The organism is Arthrobacter halodurans (assembly GCF_041877255.1).
Taxonomy (GTDB): Bacteria; Actinomycetota; Actinomycetes; order Actinomycetales; family Micrococcaceae; genus Arthrobacter_N; species Arthrobacter_N halodurans.
In genome coordinates, this window is the sequence record NZ_JBHDLJ010000006.1 from 24990 (window position 1) to 43027 (window position 18038).

Annotated in this window: 21 protein-coding genes; 14 read left to right on the forward strand and 7 right to left on the reverse strand. The window is 68.6% G+C overall.

The features are described 5' to 3' along the window. Positions 1 to 134 precede the first annotated feature (134 nt). Together ACETWP_RS08900 and ACETWP_RS08905 are read right to left on the reverse strand one after the other, a co-directional pair. The gene (locus ACETWP_RS08900; protein WP_373972061.1) at positions 135 to 323 is read right to left on the reverse strand and encodes a DUF4913 domain-containing protein; all 189 of its coding nucleotides are present in this window, start codon (positions 321 to 323) and stop codon (positions 135 to 137) included. Positions 324 to 369: 46 nt separating this feature from the next. Continuing rightward, positions 370 to 972, reverse strand: coding sequence for a recombinase family protein (locus ACETWP_RS08905; RefSeq protein WP_373971879.1), 603 nt, complete (start codon positions 970 to 972; stop codon positions 370 to 372). A 501-nt stretch (positions 973 to 1473) separates the two neighbouring features. On the opposite strand from ACETWP_RS08905, the gene ACETWP_RS08910 reads away from it, so the two are divergent. Continuing rightward, on the forward strand, positions 1474 to 1725 hold the full coding sequence (locus ACETWP_RS08910) for an alpha/beta hydrolase (protein ID WP_373971880.1): 252 nt from the start codon (positions 1474 to 1476) through the stop codon (positions 1723 to 1725). 65 nt (positions 1726 to 1790) lie between these two features. Here ACETWP_RS08910 and ACETWP_RS08915 read toward each other — a convergent pair whose 3' ends face one another. Further along, positions 1791 to 2690, reverse strand: a complete 900-nt coding sequence (locus tag ACETWP_RS08915; RefSeq protein WP_373971881.1) for a helix-turn-helix domain-containing protein — start codon at positions 2688 to 2690, stop codon at positions 1791 to 1793. Positions 2691 to 3140: 450 nt separating this feature from the next. Here ACETWP_RS08915 and ACETWP_RS08920 point away from each other — a divergent pair, with 450 nt between their 5' ends. From ACETWP_RS08920 to ACETWP_RS08940, 5 genes are all read left to right on the forward strand, one after another. Continuing rightward, positions 3141 to 4298: a TerC family protein gene (locus ACETWP_RS08920; RefSeq protein ID WP_373971882.1), complete on the forward strand. Its 1158-nt coding sequence runs from the start codon at positions 3141 to 3143 to the stop codon at positions 4296 to 4298. A gap of 175 nt (positions 4299 to 4473) precedes the next feature. Next, a complete protein-coding gene (locus ACETWP_RS08925; RefSeq protein WP_373971883.1) occupies positions 4474 to 4731 on the forward strand; it encodes a winged helix-turn-helix domain-containing protein in 258 nt (85 codons plus the stop codon). A 146-nt stretch (positions 4732 to 4877) separates the two neighbouring features. After that, a complete protein-coding gene (locus ACETWP_RS08930; protein ID WP_373971884.1) occupies positions 4878 to 5009 on the forward strand; it encodes a hypothetical protein in 132 nt (43 codons plus the stop codon). Between the two features lie 716 nt (positions 5010 to 5725). Further along, positions 5726 to 6079 carry a hypothetical protein gene (locus ACETWP_RS08935; protein WP_373971885.1) on the forward strand — a complete coding sequence of 118 codons (354 nt, stop codon included), beginning with the start codon at positions 5726 to 5728 and terminating at the stop codon, positions 6077 to 6079. 201 nt (positions 6080 to 6280) lie between these two features. Continuing rightward, positions 6281 to 6946 carry a GAP family protein gene (locus ACETWP_RS08940; protein WP_373971886.1) on the forward strand — a complete coding sequence of 222 codons (666 nt, stop codon included), beginning with the start codon at positions 6281 to 6283 and terminating at the stop codon, positions 6944 to 6946. A 15-nt stretch (positions 6947 to 6961) separates the two neighbouring features. Here the strand turns inward: ACETWP_RS08940 and ACETWP_RS08945 are convergent, their stop codons facing one another. The 3 genes from ACETWP_RS08945 to ACETWP_RS08955 all read right to left on the reverse strand — a co-directional run bounded on the left by ACETWP_RS08945 (position 6962) and on the right by ACETWP_RS08955 (position 11068). Continuing rightward, positions 6962 to 8998, reverse strand: a complete 2037-nt coding sequence (locus ACETWP_RS08945; protein WP_373971887.1) for an acyl-CoA dehydrogenase family protein — start codon at positions 8996 to 8998, stop codon at positions 6962 to 6964. Positions 8999 to 9227: 229 nt separating this feature from the next. Then, complete coding sequence (locus ACETWP_RS08950; RefSeq protein WP_373971888.1) at positions 9228 to 10634, reverse strand: aspartate aminotransferase family protein; 1407 nt, start codon at positions 10632 to 10634, stop codon at positions 9228 to 9230. Beyond that, the gene (locus ACETWP_RS08955; RefSeq protein WP_373971889.1) at positions 10631 to 11068 is read right to left on the reverse strand and encodes an Lrp/AsnC family transcriptional regulator; all 438 of its coding nucleotides are present in this window, start codon (positions 11066 to 11068) and stop codon (positions 10631 to 10633) included. The genes ACETWP_RS08950 and ACETWP_RS08955 overlap by 4 nt, the downstream gene beginning before the upstream one ends. Before the next feature lie 279 nt (positions 11069 to 11347). Here ACETWP_RS08955 and ACETWP_RS08960 point away from each other — a divergent pair, with 279 nt between their 5' ends. From ACETWP_RS08960 to rpsN, 8 genes are all read left to right on the forward strand, one after another. Next, entirely contained in the window at positions 11348 to 12577 is a 1230-nt protein-coding gene (locus ACETWP_RS08960) for a polyamine ABC transporter substrate-binding protein (RefSeq protein ID WP_373971890.1), read from the forward strand. 3 nt (positions 12578 to 12580) lie between these two features. Further along, positions 12581 to 13732 carry an ABC transporter ATP-binding protein gene (locus ACETWP_RS08965; protein ID WP_373971891.1) on the forward strand — a complete coding sequence of 384 codons (1152 nt, stop codon included), beginning with the start codon at positions 12581 to 12583 and terminating at the stop codon, positions 13730 to 13732. Further along, positions 13729 to 14676 carry an ABC transporter permease gene (locus tag ACETWP_RS08970; RefSeq protein ID WP_373971892.1) on the forward strand — a complete coding sequence of 316 codons (948 nt, stop codon included), beginning with the start codon at positions 13729 to 13731 and terminating at the stop codon, positions 14674 to 14676. Before ACETWP_RS08965 ends, ACETWP_RS08970 begins: the two co-directional genes overlap by 4 nt. Before the next feature lie 9 nt (positions 14677 to 14685). Then, entirely contained in the window at positions 14686 to 15483 is a 798-nt protein-coding gene (locus ACETWP_RS08975; RefSeq protein ID WP_373971893.1) for an ABC transporter permease, read from the forward strand. Between the two features lie 66 nt (positions 15484 to 15549). After that, entirely contained in the window at positions 15550 to 16026 is a 477-nt protein-coding gene (locus ACETWP_RS08980) for a MarR family winged helix-turn-helix transcriptional regulator (protein WP_373971894.1), read from the forward strand. A gap of 454 nt (positions 16027 to 16480) precedes the next feature. Further along, a complete protein-coding gene (gene rpmB, locus ACETWP_RS08985) occupies positions 16481 to 16717 on the forward strand; it encodes a 50S ribosomal protein L28 (protein ID WP_373971895.1) in 237 nt (78 codons plus the stop codon). Then, positions 16717 to 16884: a 50S ribosomal protein L33 gene (rpmG, locus tag ACETWP_RS08990; protein WP_373971896.1), complete on the forward strand. Its 168-nt coding sequence runs from the start codon at positions 16717 to 16719 to the stop codon at positions 16882 to 16884. The genes rpmB and rpmG overlap by 1 nt, the downstream gene beginning before the upstream one ends. A 4-nt stretch (positions 16885 to 16888) precedes the next feature. Then, positions 16889 to 17194, forward strand: coding sequence for a 30S ribosomal protein S14 (gene rpsN / locus ACETWP_RS08995; protein WP_373971897.1), 306 nt, complete (start codon positions 16889 to 16891; stop codon positions 17192 to 17194). 64 nt (positions 17195 to 17258) lie between these two features. Here the strand turns inward: rpsN and ACETWP_RS09000 are convergent, their stop codons facing one another. Further along, the gene (locus tag ACETWP_RS09000; protein WP_373971898.1) at positions 17259 to 17963 is read right to left on the reverse strand and encodes a DnaJ family domain-containing protein; all 705 of its coding nucleotides are present in this window, start codon (positions 17961 to 17963) and stop codon (positions 17259 to 17261) included. Positions 17964 to 18038: the final 75 nt, after the last annotated feature.

Here is an 18038-nt window from a genome sequence, read left to right on the forward strand (position 1 = left end):
CTAGTCCAGATTGTGGTCTAGACCGAAGCCGTTGACAAGGCCTTTTCCGGAACCCGCTTCCGCCGGCGCTTTGAGGCCCGCGCGGACCCAACCCCTTGTCAGGACCCCGCCGGTGTCCCGGGCGCCTTGCGGGATCAGGGTCCGCCGACGCGGCCATCCGAAAACAGGCCGCGTGGTGGTTCTGCGTAGGGCAGCGGACCTCCGCGCTTGTTCTCGTCCTCGGACAGCGCAAAGGGTCCGTCGGGGTCCATGAGGACGCGCATTTGGGGGTCCGCGTGCTGGAGCCACCAGACCGACATGCCGGTCGTTCCCTCCAGGCGCAGGTGATGCCTGTCATTGGCTAGTGTCGGCGATGCAGCTACTGCCGGCCTATTGGGTTCTGATCCAGTCCTTGGCGTCGAGGTCCGCGATCCTGCGGTACAGGGTCGCCCTGGACATGCCGAGGTCGCGGGCGACGTGGGTGGCGGGTTGGCCGGTGTCGATGAGGCGGCGGGCGTTGGCGATCTGGCTGTCGGTGTAGGCGGGGCGGCGGCCGCCGAGGTCGTGGCCGGCGGCGCGGCGCTTGGCGACGGAGTCGGTGATGCGTTCGCGTTTGATCTCCAGCTCCATCTGGGCCAGGGCGGCGGTGATGGTGAAGAGCATGCCGCCCATGGGGGTGCCGGTGTCCACGTCCCCGCCGCCGAGGTTCAGGACCCGGAGGTTGATGCCGCGGTGCCGGAGTTGCTCGGCGAGGGTGAGCATGTTCGCGGTGGAGCGGCCGAGCCGGTCCAGGGTGGTGACGATGAGGGTGTCGCCCCCGTGGAGTGCGTCGAGGGCCCGGTCGAAGGCGGGGCGGCTGGCGCGGGATCCGCTGATGCCGTGGTCGACGTAGAGGTCGTCGCGGCGGACGCCGGCGGCAAGCAGGTCCACGGTTTGGCGGTCGGTGTCCTGGGTCCGGGTGGAGACCCGGGCGTATCCGATGAGCTTGCCCATGTCCTGCCTTAATACTGTCTCGCAACAGTGGTTGCGTACCCGAATCCGGGTACTGGCTTGCGGTACATGGCAGCAAGACAGTCGGTCCATTGGTTTCCCAAGGAGTCCGAAGTGTCTCGACGGGTTGTCTTGCAACCCGCCGGTTGCAAGACTGCGTTCCTCGGTCATGCCTGTGAGCTGTAGCGCTTAATGGCGTGGGTTCCGCAGCGATTTGTGGCCGCTTCAGTTGTCCCGCAAGACGATCGTCAACCGGACAACTGTCGTCCTCGACTTGAAAAAGTTCTTGGCGTGGTCTTTAGCGGAACCTGGTAGCTGATGCGAACACACGAGGGCGACAAGCGCCGACTTAATCCGTTCGCGCAGCTCCGCGTGCTTGTGAATCGCAGCGGTAGATGGCGTGGTTTCCGCAGCACTTGATGGCCGGCCAACGTCCGTATCGGATCGGCCACCGGGGAATGTTCTAGGCGGCGGTCGACGGCTGAGCTCAGGAACCAGAGCTGTATGCAGACCTGTCGCCGATCGCCCAAGTGTCGGCATCGTCACCGCAGATCCTTCTCCTTCACGGCACACACGACGGCATGGTCCCGTCAGAGCGAACAGCTGGCCGCCGCACTGAACGATGCCGGCGTCGACCACCATCTGGTACTGATCGACGGGGCTCAACACCGCTTCGACATGATCTGGGGCACCCTCGCCGGGCAAGCGGCCCGAGCCGAGGTCGTGAACTTCCTGGAGGAGTACGTCATGAAGTGATGCGACTGACTCCGCCGAGCCCGCGGTGAGTCTGGCGCGGACCTCGTCGAGGCGGCAGGCCGTACTTAGGGCGCCGGTGCCGCCGACGCGCCGAGTTGCACTGCGAGCTCCATGCAGCGCAGGCGGGCCGGGGAGAAGTCGTAGGGCATCCTCCGGATGGTCGCCGCCGCGCTCTTGGCGTGGGAGTCCTCTGCCGGGTTGGGGCTGGGCGCCGCGTCGGCGTCCTCGGGTGGGTGCAGCTCGTCCCAGGCGTCGAAGAGAGCATCGTCCTCCTGCAGCTGACCGGACTCCTCGATGACGCGCATCAGCGCGGTCTCGAAGGCGTGTCGCTCGGCCGCCACCTGCGCCACCCGGGGGTCGTCGACGGCGACCGTGTGGTCCAGGGCCTCCTCGGCGGCGTCGACGCGGTCGGACTCCGCTCGCAGTGTCGGATCGGCGGCCAGGGCGAGGAAGCGGCCGGCCTGGACGGCGGCGCCGAGCGGACCAAGGATCCGCTCGGTGACCAGCAGGACGTCCAGGTCGTCTTGGCGCAGCGAGCCCTCGGGCGCGCCCTCGAGGCGGCCGGAGACAAGATCGTCGAGGAGTCCCAGCCGACTGCCGAGGTTCCGCATGCGCTGCACCGAGGCCCGCTTCCATCGCAGCTCGGCCTCCTGCGCGGCGAGGGTGTCGTCCAGCCGCGCGAGGACGCCTGCGACCTCGTCCTCGCCGTCGGCGCCGCCTGGTGCGGCGCCGTCGAAGGCGTCGCGGATGTCGTCGAGGGCGATCCCGGCGTCGGCCATGCGGCGGATCCAGAGCAACCGAATGATCTCCGCGTGGCCGTACCGGCGGCGGCCGTCGCTGCCCCGCTCGCGCTCGGGGAGCAGGCCGACCTGGTGGTAGTGGCGGATCGCCCGGGGAGTGATGCCGACGAACGCCGCGGCGTCGCCGATCGGGACCTGACGGGGCGGGGTGGGGAACGGGTGCATGCCGGACCTCTCGGAGCGGGACGGGACGTGCTTCGAGCAGACCACATGACGCTGCGGCAGGTGCAACCTGATCCCACGCACAACGCTGCCCCAGCCGCAAGGGCGCGCAGGCGATCGGGCGACTGCCCAGAAGTGCCGTCCGCGTCAGGCTGCGCCTCGAACTCGCGAGCTTGCAACTCAAGCACAGCCGCGGTAACCGGAAGAGGAGTGCTCGTGGTTGACCGCTCGGTCACCTGGATGGCACCCATTGGTGGCGCTCTCGGCGCGGAGGCACATGAACCTCTTCCTTCAACAGGTGAACTGTGGTTCACTGGTTGCCATGTGGAGGGGAGTATCCCCAAACCAGTCTGTCGTCATTACGAGAGTCCCTGTACTCTCCGGCGGGCAGGGCCTCTTTTTGGCCGGGAGAGACCTCCAGTTGGTTCGATACTGACTGGAAGTAGGTACCCCTTGAACGTCCCCCTCTGGGTGTGGTTCGCCGTCGTCGGCTTCATCCTCGTGATGCTCATCGTCGATCTCGTTGCTCACCGCAAAGCCCATGTCATCAGCGTCCGCGAAGCTGCAGCGTGGTCGGCAGTCTGGGTGTTCTTCGGCGTCGCCTTCGGCGCGATCGTCTGGCGGTTCTGGGGCGTCGAATTCGGGCAGCAGTACTTCGCCGGGTACCTCATCGAGAAATCCCTGGCCGTCGACAACGTTTTCGTGTGGGCCATCATCTTCACGTTCTTCGCGGTTCCACGGGAGTACCAGCACCGGGTCCTGTTTTTCGGCGTCCTGGGCGCCTTGGTCTTTCGGGCCATCTTCATTGCCGCGGGCTCAGCGATCATCGCCAGCGCCGGCTGGGTACTGTACCTGTTCGCTGCGTTCCTGCTCTTCACCGGGTACCGGATGCTCGTTCAGCGCAACGAGCACATCGACCCATCGAAGTCCCGGGCCCTCAAGCTGTTCCGCCGCCATGTACCCATGACCGACGCATTTCACGGCCAGCGGTTCCTCATCCGGAAAAACGGGGTCCTCCTCGCCACACCCCTGCTGGCCGTCCTCGTCCTCGTGGAAGTCACCGACATCGTCTTCGCCGTCGATTCCATTCCCGCGATCTTTGCCGTCACCGACGAGGTGTTCCTCGTCTTCACCGCCAACGCCTTCGCGATCCTGGGCCTGCGCGCCATGTACTTCCTCCTCGCGGACCTCATTCACCGCTTCGTGTACCTGAAGGTCGGGCTCGCCCTGGTCCTGATCTGGGTGGGCATCAAGATGGCCCTGAAGATCGACGTCGTCTACATCCCTACGCCGATCTCCCTCGCCGTCATCACCACCATCCTCACCATCTCGATCGCTGCCAGCCTCATCAAGACCCGCGGTCAGGAACGTCACGAACCGCCGGCACCCGTGGAACCGCCCTTCCGCACGGTCGACGAGGTCGAAATGGCAGCCCTGCAGCCTGTGTGGAAGTGGACCCGCAAGGGAGCTACCACGGACGGTGGGACAGCCGACACCTCATCCGCAGGACGTCCAGCGGAAGATCCTGCGGCGGGTCCGATAGTGACAGGTGACCGCGCAGGAGACGATCGTTCCTCTGATGGCGACCGTCGGGATGCACCGAGCCACTGATCCCATATCGGGCGCTTGCAGGCGACTGTCTCGGACCAGAAACGATGCCCACTTATGGAAAGGACCGCCGATGCAGGCAGGACCCAGCAACCGCAGTTCCAGAACGTCCGACTCGGATACCGCACCCCCGCGGATAGCTCCGCATCAGTGGACGTTCCTCACCAATCACGGTCATGTGCTGCTGGTGATAGCGACCACCCCGAACCCGCTGGTTGAGGACATTGCCGCGACGGTGGGTATCACCCCCCGGGCGACACTGCAGATCCTCAAGGACCTCGAGGACTCGGGGTACCTCCACCGTTTCCGTGAAGGCCGGCGTACCCGCTACACCATCGACCCTCACCAGCACTTCCGCCACCCGACAACGTCCCAGAAAGAGATCGGCGAGCTCCTGGCAATCTTCGCCCACTCCCCAGGCAGCGGACAGCGCTAGCAGCACAACCAGCACCACCGTCAGCACGACGAAAGGAATACACCATCACATCTCGTACAGCACTGCTCCTTAGTTCCGGATTCCTCGTCATCGGGGCCCTGTCGATCACCGGATGCGACGACACACAGCTGCCACACGTACCGGGAGTGGAAGAACGGGAAAACACCGAAAACCATGACGACGACCCTGATGGAGGTCAGGAAGAAGAGCAGGAGGACGGGCAGGACGACGACGAGCAGGAAGTCGACGAAGGGACCGACGAGCAGGAGGACAACTAGGGGCAGCGACCGTGGCTTCGATGATTCGCGACGAACGAAAGGAATAGAAAACGTGGCAGAAAAGCCGTACGACCTCCGTCGGCGGGGCCGGTCGACCTGGTGGGCGACGAACAACATGCAGGGGCGCATCAGCTGCAGTCCAGAAGCTACCCATCTCACGCAGGGTTCGCTCTCGACGACAGCTCCGCAACAGCGCAGGGCCCTGGTACGGACGATGGCTGTTCAGCACCGAAGCGTCGCCAAACTGGACGGGGACGGGCCATGATCATCGTCCTCGCCGGTATCGACGGAGGGTGACGCCGCCGGCGTTCGGCGTCGACGTCGGGCACCTTGACGACCATCTGGTCCGCGACAGCGGTGAACGCTCCTCGCGCTACCGGATGCGCGGGAGAGGCGCCCCGCCGGGCTTCTTCAGCGGAGCGCCGCCCGCGCGCATGCCTCGCACCACGACACGGCGGCTCCCGCTTCCGCGGGGAAGCGGGCAGGCTCAGATTACTGGTGCGAAGATCTCAGGAACAGGCCCGGTCGCGGACGGCGCGTGCGGACCCTTCGGCGGGAACGCGGCGCGTGGCCGGACCGGACGGGGAGCCGCAGGCCGGCCTTGACGAGGCGGTCAACCGTTCCTAGGCTGGCGTGACTTCGGTTCAGCCAACGGCCGGGGTCCCAGCCGAGTCGTGCATGGACAGCACGGCCCGCCGATCGACAAGGACTTCCCGTTGGGCGCCGATCTCCACGAACCCCCGCATACGGTGCCGGATCCCGCCGCCCCAACCCTTCAGCCGTCGCTGACCGCGGAGCCGGCCGAGCTGGCTGCGCGGTGGCCGATGTTGGATCTGCGGCCGGTGCGGCTGAACGGACTACGCGGTAGCCCGGGCGAGGCGTCGACCTACACGGTGTCGACCTACACGGTGTTGGACTCGCGAGGTCTGCGCGTGGTCGGCGAAATCCTGGGCCGGGACGACGGGCGGTTCACCGCCCGCGCGACCGGTGGTGCGCCGGAAGGCGTCTTCAATACCGTCGCCGCTGCCCTGGAAGCCCTCTCCCAGACGACGCGGGCCGAGTACATGTAGCCCGCGGTAGTCCCGGTTCCTGTCCGGTTCCGTCCCCACCGCGGGAGCGCCCGCGGGGACCGCCGTCGGTTTCCACACCCGCGGGGTGGTCGGTGCGCCGCCGCCGCCCCCTGTCGACAGTCCCCGCCTGAAGGTATCGTCGTGCCATGAGAGACCGGAGGCCGGGCAACCACGGCGGGCCCGACGGTGGGATGGCGCCGAGTGCTTGAACTCGTCGCGGAGCTGGTTCCGCAGGCCCTGGGACTGGCGGCCAGTCCGCTCCCGCTGATCGCGGTGCTCCTCATGGTCCTGTCCCCGAACGGCCGGGGCCGGAGCATCGGCTTCGCCGCGGGTCGCATCCTCGGGGTCCTGGCCACGGTCGCTGCGGTGGCGGCCCTGTCCGAACTGGTCACCCGGGGCGACGAGGGGACCCGCACGGGCTCGGTCATCCGCCTCGTTCTCGGCGCCGCGTTCGTCCTGCTGGCGTTCTCCAAGTTCCGCGCGCGGCCGACGGGAACCGCCGAGCCCAAAACCCCGAACTGGATGCTTGCCCTGGACGGCATGTCCCCGGCGAAGGCCCTCGGAACGGGGTTCGGGGTGACCGTCGCCAATCCGAAGGAACTGTTCTTCGGCATCGCGGCAGGTGTCGTGATCGGCAGCGCCACGCTGCCGCCCGCGTCGCTCGCCGCCGCCGTGCTCGTCTACGCGGCGCTTGCCACGGTCACCGTGGTGGTGCCCGTGGTGGCCTACCTCTTCGTCGGCGCGCGCGTGCAGGCCGTGCTGGAGCCGGTCCGGGCCTGGCTCGTGCGCCGCTACGACCTCGTCATCGCCATCGTGCTCGCCGTGATCGGCGCCGTCATGGTCGTCAAGGGCATCACCGGCCTCTAGCCGACCGGCACCGGGTCAGGCGTAGGGACGGCGCCGGTCGGGGAGGCCGGAATCCTCGCGCGACCAGCCGGCAATCCAGGGGCCGGTGCCCTCGGACGGGTCCAGGACGCCCTCCTCCAGCCAGGCGTAGCGGCCCTCCAGGACGCGGCGGGAAAGGCGGCGGTCGCCGTCGTCCGTGTTCTTCCAGAGGAGATCGAAGAGCTCCTCGACCCGGAGCCGGGACTGCCGGCAGAACGCGTCGGCCAACTCCCGGGCGGCCCGCGCGCGCTCCGGATCGGAGCCGCCGATCAGCTCGGCGCGGGACACGCACGCGGACATCGCGAACAGTTCCGCGCCGATGTCCACCACGCGGCCCAAGAACACCTGCCGGCCTTCCAGGGTGGACTGCCAGCGCGCCATCCCGGCGAACGTGTGCCGCGCCAGCCGCCGGGAGGTGCGCTCCACGTACCGCACGTGCCGCGCGAGGGCGCCGAGCTCCCGGTACGACGTCGGGACGGCGCCGGGTCCGGCGGCCAGCCGGGGGAGCCAGCGGGCGTAGAAGCCCGACGCGCCGGCGGCGGCCCGCAGCTTCGCGGGGAGGTCCGCCTCGGGGCTGGCCAGGTCTCCGGCGGCCTTGAGGTGAGCGTCCACGGCCTCGCGGGCGATGAGCAGGCGCATGATCTCCGAGGACCCCTCGAAGATCCTGTTGATCCGCAGGTCCCGCAGGAGCTGCTCCGCGGGCACCGCCCGCTCCCCGCGGTCCCGCAGCGAGTCGGCGGTCTCGTAGCCGCGGCCGCCGCGGATCTGCACCAGCTCGTCGGCCACCCGGCACGCCATCTCCGAGCAGAAGAGCTTCGCGAGGGCCGCCTCGATGCGCACGTCCTTCATTCCGGCGTCCGCCAGGGCGGCCGTCAGCTCGAAGACGGACTCGAGCGCGAACGTCGTGGCCGCGATGAACGCGATTTTCTGGGACACCGCCTCGTGCCCGCCGATCGGCCGTCCCCACTGCACGCGCTCCCCGGACCACTCGCGGGCGATCTTCAGCGCCCACTTCCCGCCCCCGGCGCAGATGGCGGGGAGCGAGAGCCTGCCGGTGTTCAGCGTACTCAGCGCGATCCGCATGCCCTGGCCCTCCCGTCCCAGGCGGTTCGCGGCCGGGACCCGGACGCCGCGGAAACGCGTCACGCCGTTCTCGATCCCGCGCAGCCCCATGAACGCGTTGCGGTTCTCCACCACCAGGCCGGCCGAGGAGGCCTCCACCACGAACGCGGTGATCCCGCCCCGCGACTCCGTCCCGTCGGGCAGGCGGCGCGCCGGGACGGCCGCCAGGACCACGAGGAGCTCGGCGACCACCCCGTTGGTCGTCCACAGCTTCGCCCCGTCGATGACGTACGACTCGCCGTCCTCGGTGGGCACCGCGGTGGTGCCCATGCGGGCGGGGTCCGAGCCGACGTCGTTCTCGGTGAGCAGGAAAGCGGAGATGGCGCCCGCCGCGCAGCGCGGCAGGAACTCGCGCCTCTGTTCCTCGGTCCCGAACATCCGTACCGGCTCGGGCACGCCGATGGACTGGTGGGCCGAGAGCAGGGCACCCAGGCTGGGGCTGACGGATCCGAGCAGCATCAGGGCCCGGCCGTAGTCGGCTAGGGTGAGGCCGAGCCCCCCGTACTCGCGCGGGATCTTCATCCCGAAGGCCCCGATGCGGGCGAGCGTCCGGATGTACTCGTCGGGGATGCGGGCCTCGCGCTCGATCAGGCCGCCGTCGAATCCGCGGGCCGCCGCGGCCAGCCGCTCCATGAAGTCGGCGCCGCGCGCGGCCAGCGCAGCGTCCGGAACGGGGTGCGGGTGGACGAGCCGCCAGTCGAACCGGCCCAGATAGAGGCCCTTCGCGAAGCTCGGCCGCGACCAGTCGGCCTCGCGCGCGGCCTCCGCCAGCTCGCGGGCAGCGCGGGCGCCGCTGGAGTCCGCCGTGGCCGAGTCCCTCGGCGCTGTGTTCGCAGCTCGTGTGTTCGGCGGCGGTGCGTCCGGCGCTGGTGCATCCGATCCCGGATCGGCTGGGCGCTGGTCTGTGCTCATGGCGTACCCCCTCGCGGCGGGACGTCCGTGGGCCGGAGCCCCGAGTTGCGGTTCAGCCTAGACCCTGCCTCCCGCGACACCAAGGGCGTTGGCGCCGCGGGGTTCGCGCGGGCGACGGGCGCCCGCAGGCCGCGGGGTCGCCGCGGCAACATGCCGGACACCGCGGCGCCGGGCGTGCCCACCGCGGAGCCGCCTCCGGGCCCGGGCACCGCCTTGCGCGCCCGTCGCCCTACAGGTGGTCCAGGCCCTCGATCAGGACGGAGCGCAGGATGGACTCGATCTCGTCGAACTCCTTCTGCCCGGTGGTCAGCGGTGGCGCCAGCTGCACCACCGGGTCCCCGCGGTCGTCCGCGCGGCAGTACAGGCCTGCCTCGAACAGCGCCGTGGAGAGGAAGCCGCGCAGCAGGCGTTCGGACTCGTCGTCGTTGAACGTCTCCTTCGTCGCCTTGTCCTTCACGAGCTCGATGCCGAAGAAGTACCCCTCGCCGCGGACGTCGCCGACAATCGGCAGGTCCAGCAGCTTCTCCAGCGTGGCGCGGAACGCCGGCGAGTTGTCCTTGACGTTCTGGTTCAGGCCCTCGCGCTCCATGATGTCCAGGTTCGCCATCGCGACGGCGGCCGAGACGGGATGGCCGCCGAAGGTGTAGCCGTGGTAGAACGTCGTGTCGCCGTGGCGGAACGGCTCGAAAAGCCGGTCGGAGGCGACCATCGCGCCGATGGGGGAGTAGCCCGAGGTCAGGCCCTTCGCGCAGGTGATGATGTCCGGGACGTAGCCGAGGTCCTCGCAGGCGAACATCGAGCCAATCCGGCCGAAGGCGCAGATCACCTCGTCGCTGACGAGCAGGACGTCGTACTCGTCGCAGATCTCGCGCACCCGCTGGAAGTAGCCGGGGGGCGGCGGGAAGCAGCCGCCAGAGTTCTGCACCGGTTCGAGGAAGACCGCCGCGACCGTGTCCGGGCCCTCGAACTCGATCGCCTCGCGGATGCGCTCGGCCGCCCACAGGCCGAAGTCCTTCTCGTTGTCGGCGAACTGCTCCGGCGCCCGGTAGAAGTTGGTGTTCGGGACGCGGAACGTGCCGGGCACCAGCGGCTCGAAGGGGGTCTTCATGTCGGGGATGGACGTGATGGACAGGGCTCCCTGCGGCGTCCCGTGGTAGGCGACGGCTCGGGAGATCGCCTTCGTCTTGCCCGGTTTGCCCATGAGCTTGAAGTACTGCTTGGCGAGCTTCCAGGCCGACTCGACGGCCTCGCCGCCGCCGGTGGTGAAGAAAACCCGGTTCAGGTCGCCCGGGGCGTAGTGCGCCAACCGTTCGGCGAGGTCGATCGCGGGTTCGTGGGCGTAGGACCACAGCGGCATGAACGCGAGCTTCTCCGCCTGCTTCGCGGCGGCCTCGGCCAGCTCCGCGCGGCCGTGGCCGGCCTGGACCACGAAGAGTCCGGACAGGCCGTCGATGTAGCCCTTGCCCCGGTCGTCGTAGATCATGTGCCCCTGGCCGTGCGTGATCACGGGAACCGTGCCGCCGCCGACGAGCGGCGCGTGCCGGGCCATGTGCATCCACAGGTGGTCGCGGGCCGCCTGCTGACGGTCCGAGCCGCGCGGCGTGGTGCTGCTGGACGTGGTGCTGGTTTCGGTCATCGTGTACCCCAGTTGTATTCCTGCTTGCGGAGGGAGAGGTAGAGGAACGTTTCCGTTTCCCTGACCCCGTCGATGTTGCGGATCTCGTTGATGATGTGGAGGAGGTCGTCGTCGCTGGCGCAGACCACCTCCGCCATGATGTCGAAGGAGCCGGCGACGACCAGGCAATAGTCCACGGCCTCCAGGGCGGCGACCAGGTCCGCCGTGGCGACCATGTCGCCGTCGGAGCGGATGCCGATCATCGCCTGCCGGGTGAAGCCCAGCTGCAGCGGGTCCGTCACCGCCACGACCTGCATGACGCGGGCGTCGACGAGCTTCTGCACCCGCTGGCGCACGGCGGCCTCGCTGAGGCCCACGGCCTTGCCGATGGAGGCGTAGGAGCGGCGGCCGTCCTGCTGCAGCTGCTCGATGATCGCCTTTGAGGTGTCGTCCATGGCGAACCCGTTGCCCGCGTGCGGAGTCGGTTGTGGCACTGGTCGCGCCCTCCCTGCGGCTCGGTGGGATGGATGGGGAAAAGCTGGTGGACACGAGCGTAGCCCCAAAGAATCAGTTGCGAAAGGGTGAATGTCGCGACGGAATTCGTTCCGAAACCCAAAATTTACAACGTCGCCTATTGTCACGGATTCCGTGCCCTGCCATGATCCTTGACAAGGCTTTACCAATCGCACGGTCCGCCGCCGCACCCGGACGGACCATCTACGAGGGAGACCCGCATGGCACCGCGTCAGCACCGTGAGCGGCTCAACGATCCGGCCCTCAGGGCCCTGGTCCAGGCGCAGCTCAGCCGCCGGAAGCTCATTGCCGGCGCCGGGGGGCTCGGTCTGGCCGGCCTGCTGGCGGCGTGTGGCACCGGCGGAGGGGGCACCGGGGGCGGCGGCTCGACCGCCCCGGCGGCCGTCGAGGACCTGTCGGACACCTCCAAGGTGGTCAACTGGGCCAACTGGACCCTCTACCTGGACTACGACGACGCCACGAAGACGTACCCGAGCCTCGAGGCGTTCACGGAGAAGACCGGCATCCAGGCGAACTACTCCGAGGACATCGACGGCAACGACACCTACTACGGCAAGGTCCAGGGCCAGCTCGCCGCCGGTCAGGACATCGGCCAGGACATCATCACCCTGACGGACTGGATGGCGGGCCGGGTGATCCGGCAGGGCTTCACGCAGCCGCTCGACCACGCGAACATCCCCAACATCAAGAACCTCCTGCCTTCGCTCCAGGAGGTGGACTTCGACCCAGGCCGGCAGAACTCGCTCACCTGGCAGTCCGGCTTCGCCGGGATCGCCTGGAACAAGGAGCAGGTCCCCGGCGGGCTGCGGTCCGTGTCGGACCTCTGGAAGCCGGAGCTGAAGGGGCGCGTCGAGGTCCTCGACGAAATGCGCGACACGATCGGGCTCCTGATGATGGAGAACGGCGTCGACATCGCGGGCCAGTGGGGGTCGGAGGAGTTCGACGCCGCGCTCGAGGTGCTGGAGCGGCAGATCGCCTCGGGCCAGATCCGCCAGGTCAAGGGCAACTCCTACAAGGAGGACCTCGTCTCCGGCGACGCGCTGGCCGTGATCTGCTGGTCCGGCGACATCACCCAGCTGAACTTCGAAAACGACGACAAGTGGGAGTTCGTCATCCCCGAGGCCGGCGGCACCCTGTGGAGCGACAACATGATGGTTCCCATCGCCTCGCCGCACAAGCGGAACGCCGAGACGCTCATGGACTACTACTACGATCCGGAGATCGCCGCGCTCGTCGCCGCCTACGTGAACTTCATCTGTCCGGTCGTCGGCGCCCAGGAGGCCATGGAGAAGATCGACCCGGATCTCGTGGACAACCCGCTGATCTTCCCGACCGAGGAGGACCTGGCCCAGGCCCACGTCTTCCGCTCCCTGTCCGCGGAGGAGGAGTCCGACTACGGGTCCCGCTTCCAGTCCGCCATCGGGGTCTGAGCCATGGTGCAACAGGTGCAGGAGGTCGCGCAGACCGGCGACAACAGCGGGCAGGATCTGGTCCTGTCGCACGTGACGAAGCGGTTCTCCGACTTCGTCGCCGTCGACGACCTGTCGCTGACCATTCCCGCGGGGTCGTTCTTCGCGCTCCTCGGCCCCTCCGGCTGCGGCAAGACGACGACCCTGCGCATGGTCGCGGGCCTGGAACAGCCGTCCTCCGGCACGATCTCGATCGGCGGACGCGACGTGACGTCGCTGCCGTCGCACCAGCGCGAGGTCAACACCGTGTTCCAGTCGTACGCGCTGTTCCCGCACATGTCGATCCTGGACAACGTGTCCTTCGGCCTCAAGCGCCGCCGCGTCCGCAATCCCGACGCCATGGCGAAGGAGGCCCTGGAGATGGTGGAGCTCGGGCACCTGGCCGCGCGCAAGCCCGTCCAGCTCTCCGGCGGCCAGCAGCAGCGCGTCGCGCTGGCGCGGGCCCTGGTGAACCGGCCGGCGGTCCTCCTGCTGGACGAACCGCTGGGCGCCCTGGACATGAAGCTGCGCCGGCAGATGCAAGTCGAGCTCAAGGCGATCCAGACCGACGTCGGACTGACGTTCATCCACGTGACGCACGACCAGGAGGAGGCCATGACGATGGCCGACACGGTCGCGGTGATGAACAAGGGCCGCGTCGAGCAGATGGGCGACCCCCGGGAACTGTACGAGCTTCCGCGCACGGCGTTCGTCGCGAACTTCCTCGGCAAGTCCAACCTGATGCGGGGCCCCATCACCGAGGACCTGGGCGACGCCGTGGCGGTGGACGTCTCCGGCGTCCGCGTGGTGCTGCCGAAGTCCCGGTCGGCCGCGCACGCGGGATCCGCGGTCGTCGGCGTCCGTCCGGAGAAGATGCGCATCCTCGACATCGACGACGCGGCGTATTCGCCGACCGCCAACCAGCTCGTCGGGCGCGTGGTCGACGCGTCCTTCACGGGCATCATCACGGAGTACATCGTCGACGTCCCCGGCGTCGGGATGGTCGGAACGTTCTCGCAGAACCTCGGGCAGCGGCCCGCCGCCCCGGGGGAGCGGGTGCGCCTGCTGTGGGAGCCGGAGTTCTCGTTCGGCCTGCCCGGCGACGAGGAGCCGGCCGAGGGGACCGACGCCGTATGACCGCCGTCGCCGATCCGCCGACCGGCCGGAGCGCCAAGCCGCCGTCCGACGACGGGCGCAGCGCCGAGGAGGTCGCCAGCGACAAGCGGCGCGGACGGGTCGGGATGTTCCTGATCCTGCCCGGGTTCGTCTTCCTGCTGCTGTTCTTCGCGGCCCCCGTGGTGGTGCTGCTCGCGATGTCGCTCTACGCGAGGCCGCCCGGGGCGGAGGTCGGCGAATTCGTCCCGGCCCTGGAGTTCGGCAACTACGTCACGGTGATCTCCGCGTACTGGGAGGCGCTGCTGCGCTCCTTCGTCTTCGCGGGCATCGCCACGGTCGCCGCGCTGCTCATCGGCTATCCGATGGCGTACCTGGTGGCCGTCCGCCTGCGGAACCGCCGCCTGCTCTCCGGGATCCTGCTGGTGCTGCTGATCGCCCCGTTCTTCTCGAGCTTCATCCTGCGCACGCAGGCGTGGAAGCAGATCCTGGCCGACGAGGGCGTGGTCGTCGAGGTGCTGCGCGCGGTGTCGATCCTGCCCCCGGACGGGCGGCTGACGGCCACCGCCTTCGCCGTGGTCTGCGGTCTGACCTACAACTTCCTTCCGTTCATGACGCTGCCCATCTACGCCAGCCTGGAACGCCTGGACATCCGCCTGCTGGAGGCCTCGGGCGACCTGTACGCCAGCCCGTGGACCACCTTCCGCAAGGTGACGCTGCCGCTGTCCGCCCCGGGCGTCTTCGCGGGCACCTTGCTGACGTTCATCCCGGCGTCGGGCGACTTCGTCAACGCCGCGCTGCTCGGGAACAACCGCGACACGACGATGATCGGCCAAGTCATCGACTCGCGGTTCTTCCGGGTGGTCGACTACCCGGGCGCCTCGGCGCTGAGCTTCATCCTCATGGTCGCGATCCTCATCCTGGTCCTGATCTACATCCGGCGCTTCGGCACCAAGGAACTCTTCTAGGGGCGTGGCATGAAAAGCAGACTCGGCCGCTGGATCATCCCGGTCCTCGGCGGCATCGCCTTCGTCTACCTCCTGGTCCCGATCGCGTACATCTTCGCCTTCTCCTTCAACGACGCCGGACGCACCAACCTCACCTGGCGCGGCTTCACCCTCGCCAACTGGGCCGACCCCTGCGGGGCGCCGCAGATCTGCGAGTCGCTCGGCAACTCGCTGCGGGTCGGCGCCGTGGCGACCGTGATCGCCACGGTCCTCGGCACGTGCATCGCGCTGGGCCTGGTCCGCTACAAGTTCCGGTTCCGCAACACCGCCGACCTGCTGATCATCCTGCCGCTGGCCACGCCGGAGGTCGTCCTCGGGGCCTCGCTGCTCGCGCAGTTCCTCAACCTCGGCTGGAACCTCGGCTTCTGGAGCGTCATCATCGCGCACACGGTGTTCTGCATGGCCTTCGTGGTGGTGACGGTGCGGGCCCGGGTGTCCTCGCTGGACCCGCGTCTCGAGGAGGCCGCCGCGGACCTGTACGCCTCGCCGATGGCCACGTTCTGGAAGGTGACGTTCCCGCTGCTGCTGCCCGGGATCGTCGCGGCGGCCCTGCTGTCCTTCGCCATCAGCTTCGACGACTTCATCATCACCAACTTCAACTCCGGGAACTTCGACACGTTCCCGAAGTTCATCTACGTCGCCGCGACGCGCGGCATCCCGGCCCAGGCCAACGTCATCGGGTCCGCGATGTTCATCCTGGCGCTGCTCGTCGTGATCGTGGGACAGGTCCTGTCCTACCGGCGGCAGAAGGCACTCGATGCCCGGTAGGTGGCGGCCGCGGGTGCCGCGTCCCGCCGCCCCGCCGTCGTCCACCGCTGTGCCAAGATAGAGATCATGACCGACACCCGCTGGCTCTCGCGCGCGGAGCGCGACGCGTGGCTCGCCCTCCTGGCCGTGTCCGTGCAGCTGCCGAGCCGGCTGGACAGCGAGTTGCACAAGCAGGCCAGGATCACGCTGTTCGACTACAACGTCCTCGCGATGCTCTCCGAGAGCGACGGCGGAATGCTGCCGATGAGCGAGCTCGCCGCGCGGACCAACGCCTCGCTCTCGCGCCTGAGCCACGTCGTGAAGAAGCTGGAGGGCCGCGGCTGGGTGGAGCGCACGCAGAGCGCGGCCGACGCGCGCGTCACCATGGCTCACCTGACCGGGGACGGCCGCGCCATGCTGGTGGACCTGGCCCCGCAGCACGTCGAATCCGTGCGGAGGATCATCTTCGACGGGCTCTCCGAGGGGGACGTCGAGGACCTCGCCCGGATCGGACGCAAGGTCATCTCCGGGCTCGACCCGGAGCACTGGATCTTCCGCGAGTAGCGGACCCGCCGCCCCGCGGGTCTCCGAGCGCCGCCCCGCGCGGGAGCAGCCCGCCGCCGCGCGGCGCCCCGCCGCGGGGACCCGCGTCCCTCGTCAGGGCCGCGGTTTGGCGTACGGGCCACGCCCGGCCTAAGATGGTAAGGCGTTAAGTCATGCGTGGCCTCCGCCATGTGCCCCCGGGCGCACGGCGAGGAAGCGCATGTTTACCCGTATTTCCAAGAATGTCGGTGCCAACCGAGTAGGGAAAAATGCTCGACCGGCGCCGGAGTTCACCGTACTTTCGCGCGGCGAGGCGCTTCGGTTGGTTCTCACCCAACCTGGTTACCTTCAAAGGTTCGCAGTAATAAACGGTGTCACAACTGGTGACGGGACTCTAACGCAGATTCAGAGGCAGCAAGACCGCGCTGTATCTGTCACGAGTACCGTCAATTTTTACTACTACTGAGGAGTGATCATGGCAGCTGTTTGCCAGGTGACCGGTGCAGTTCCGAACTTCGGACACAGCATCTCCCACTCGCACCGCCGCAACAAGCGTCGGTTCGACCCCAACATCCAGAAGAAGCGCTACTGGGTTCCGTCCCTGCGCCGTAACGTCACGCTGACCCTGTCCGTCCGTGGCATCAAGACCATCGACGTGCGCGGCATCGAGAGCGTCGTCGCGGACCTGCTCGCGAAGGGTGTGAAGCTCTAGTGGCAAAGGCACAGGACGTACGTCCCATCATCAAGCTCAAGTCCACCGCCGGCACGGGATTCACCTACGTGACGCGGAAGAACCGCCGTAACGATCCGGACCGCATGGTCCTGAAGAAGTACGACCCGGTCATCCGCAAGCACGTCGAATTCCGAGAGGAGCGCTAAACACATGGCAAAGAAGTCCAAGATTGCTCGCAACGAGCAGCGCAAGGTCGTCGTGGAGCGCTACGCCGCGAAGCGCCTCGAGCTGAAGAAGACCCTGGTCGACGAGAACGCGACCGACGAGGCACGCGAAGAGGCCCGCCTGGGCCTGCAGAAGCTGCCCCGCAACGCCTCGCCGGTGCGCCTGCGCAACCGCGACGCCATCGACGGCCGCCCGCGCGGCACGTTCCAGAAGTTCGGGATCTCCCGCATTCGCTTCCGCGACATGGCCCACCGTGGCGAGCTTCCGGGCATCACGAAGTCTTCCTGGTAACCACCAGCGAGCAGAAGGCCCCTCCCTCGGGAGGGGCCTTCCCCTTTTTAAGGGTTCTCGGACTTCAAGGTTCCCGGGCGGTCCGTGCGCCCCCGTCCCGGGCGCGTCTTCGGTTCCGCCACCGGTTCCACCAGGACGACGTCGGCCCGCCATCCCGCGGATCCTCGGCGGCGGGGGCTACCGAGCGGCGTTCCCGCCAGCGCCGCAGCTCCGCGTCGATGTCCCGCACGGGCGTGACCACGGGAGGGCCGCCCAGGAGCTGGCGGCGGGCCTCGACGATTCGGGCATTGAAGTCCTCGAGCGCCGCGCGCACGGCCCGCTCCGAGTGCAGGCGGTCCATCCGCGCGTCGAGCTCGGCGTCCTCACGGCGCAACAGCAGCGCCGGAGGGCCCAGCCCGGTGAGCTTCTCGCGCTGGATGAGGCCCTTGACCCACCAGTCGGGATCGTCGGTGCCGCCCAGGTCCGGGAGCGGCTTGCCGGCGTAGGCCAGGTTGTCGAAGTCCCCGCGGGCCATGGCCGCGTCGATCACCTTGTTCGAGACCTCGTACACCTCGTCCGTCGGGAGCAGGCGCCGGCCCACGCTGCCGGTGGGGGCCACCGCCTCGGGCAGGCCGATCCCCGACGCCGCCGGGGGCCGCGGGCCGCCGGCCGCCGCATCGCCGGTTGCAGCATCGGCGGGACCCGCGGCGGGGGAGTCCGGATCGGTCCCGGCCGCCTCCCGGTAGCGCGCCGCGCGCAGCCGCGGGTTCTCGCCTCGTTGCGGTTCCATGGCGCCGCCCTCCCGTCGTTTCGTGGCCCGCGCGACGCCGGTGCCGGCTGCCGTCGCGGTGCCACCAGCCTAGGG

What these genes read in the sequence shown, in the direction of transcription:
- ACETWP_RS08905 (WP_373971879.1), bottom strand. Translation starts at nt 972, where the DNA reads ATGGGCAAGCTCATCGGATACGCCCGGGTCTCCACCCGGACCCAGGAC.
- ACETWP_RS08910 (WP_373971880.1), top strand. Translation starts at nt 1,474, where the DNA reads ATGCAGACCTGTCGCCGATCGCCCAAGTGTCGGCATCGTCACCGCAGA.
- ACETWP_RS08915 (WP_373971881.1), bottom strand. Translation starts at nt 2,690, where the DNA reads ATGCACCCGTTCCCCACCCCGCCCCGTCAGGTCCCGATCGGCGACGCC.
- ACETWP_RS08945 (WP_373971887.1), bottom strand. Translation starts at nt 8,998, where the DNA reads ATGAGCACAGACCAGCGCCCAGCCGATCCGGGATCGGATGCACCAGCG.
- ACETWP_RS08950 (WP_373971888.1), bottom strand. Translation starts at nt 10,634, where the DNA reads ATGACCGAAACCAGCACCACGTCCAGCAGCACCACGCCGCGCGGCTCG.
- ACETWP_RS08955 (WP_373971889.1), bottom strand. Translation starts at nt 11,068, where the DNA reads ATGGACGACACCTCAAAGGCGATCATCGAGCAGCTGCAGCAGGACGGC.
- ACETWP_RS08960 (WP_373971890.1), top strand. Translation starts at nt 11,348, where the DNA reads ATGGCACCGCGTCAGCACCGTGAGCGGCTCAACGATCCGGCCCTCAGG.
- ACETWP_RS08965 (WP_373971891.1), top strand. Translation starts at nt 12,581, where the DNA reads ATGGTGCAACAGGTGCAGGAGGTCGCGCAGACCGGCGACAACAGCGGG.
- ACETWP_RS08970 (WP_373971892.1), top strand. Translation starts at nt 13,729, where the DNA reads ATGACCGCCGTCGCCGATCCGCCGACCGGCCGGAGCGCCAAGCCGCCG.
- ACETWP_RS08975 (WP_373971893.1), top strand. Translation starts at nt 14,686, where the DNA reads ATGAAAAGCAGACTCGGCCGCTGGATCATCCCGGTCCTCGGCGGCATC.
- ACETWP_RS08980 (WP_373971894.1), top strand. Translation starts at nt 15,550, where the DNA reads ATGACCGACACCCGCTGGCTCTCGCGCGCGGAGCGCGACGCGTGGCTC.
- rpmB (WP_373971895.1), top strand. Translation starts at nt 16,481, where the DNA reads ATGGCAGCTGTTTGCCAGGTGACCGGTGCAGTTCCGAACTTCGGACAC.
- rpsN (WP_373971897.1), top strand. Translation starts at nt 16,889, where the DNA reads ATGGCAAAGAAGTCCAAGATTGCTCGCAACGAGCAGCGCAAGGTCGTC.
- ACETWP_RS09000 (WP_373971898.1), bottom strand. Translation starts at nt 17,963, where the DNA reads ATGGAACCGCAACGAGGCGAGAACCCGCGGCTGCGCGCGGCGCGCTAC.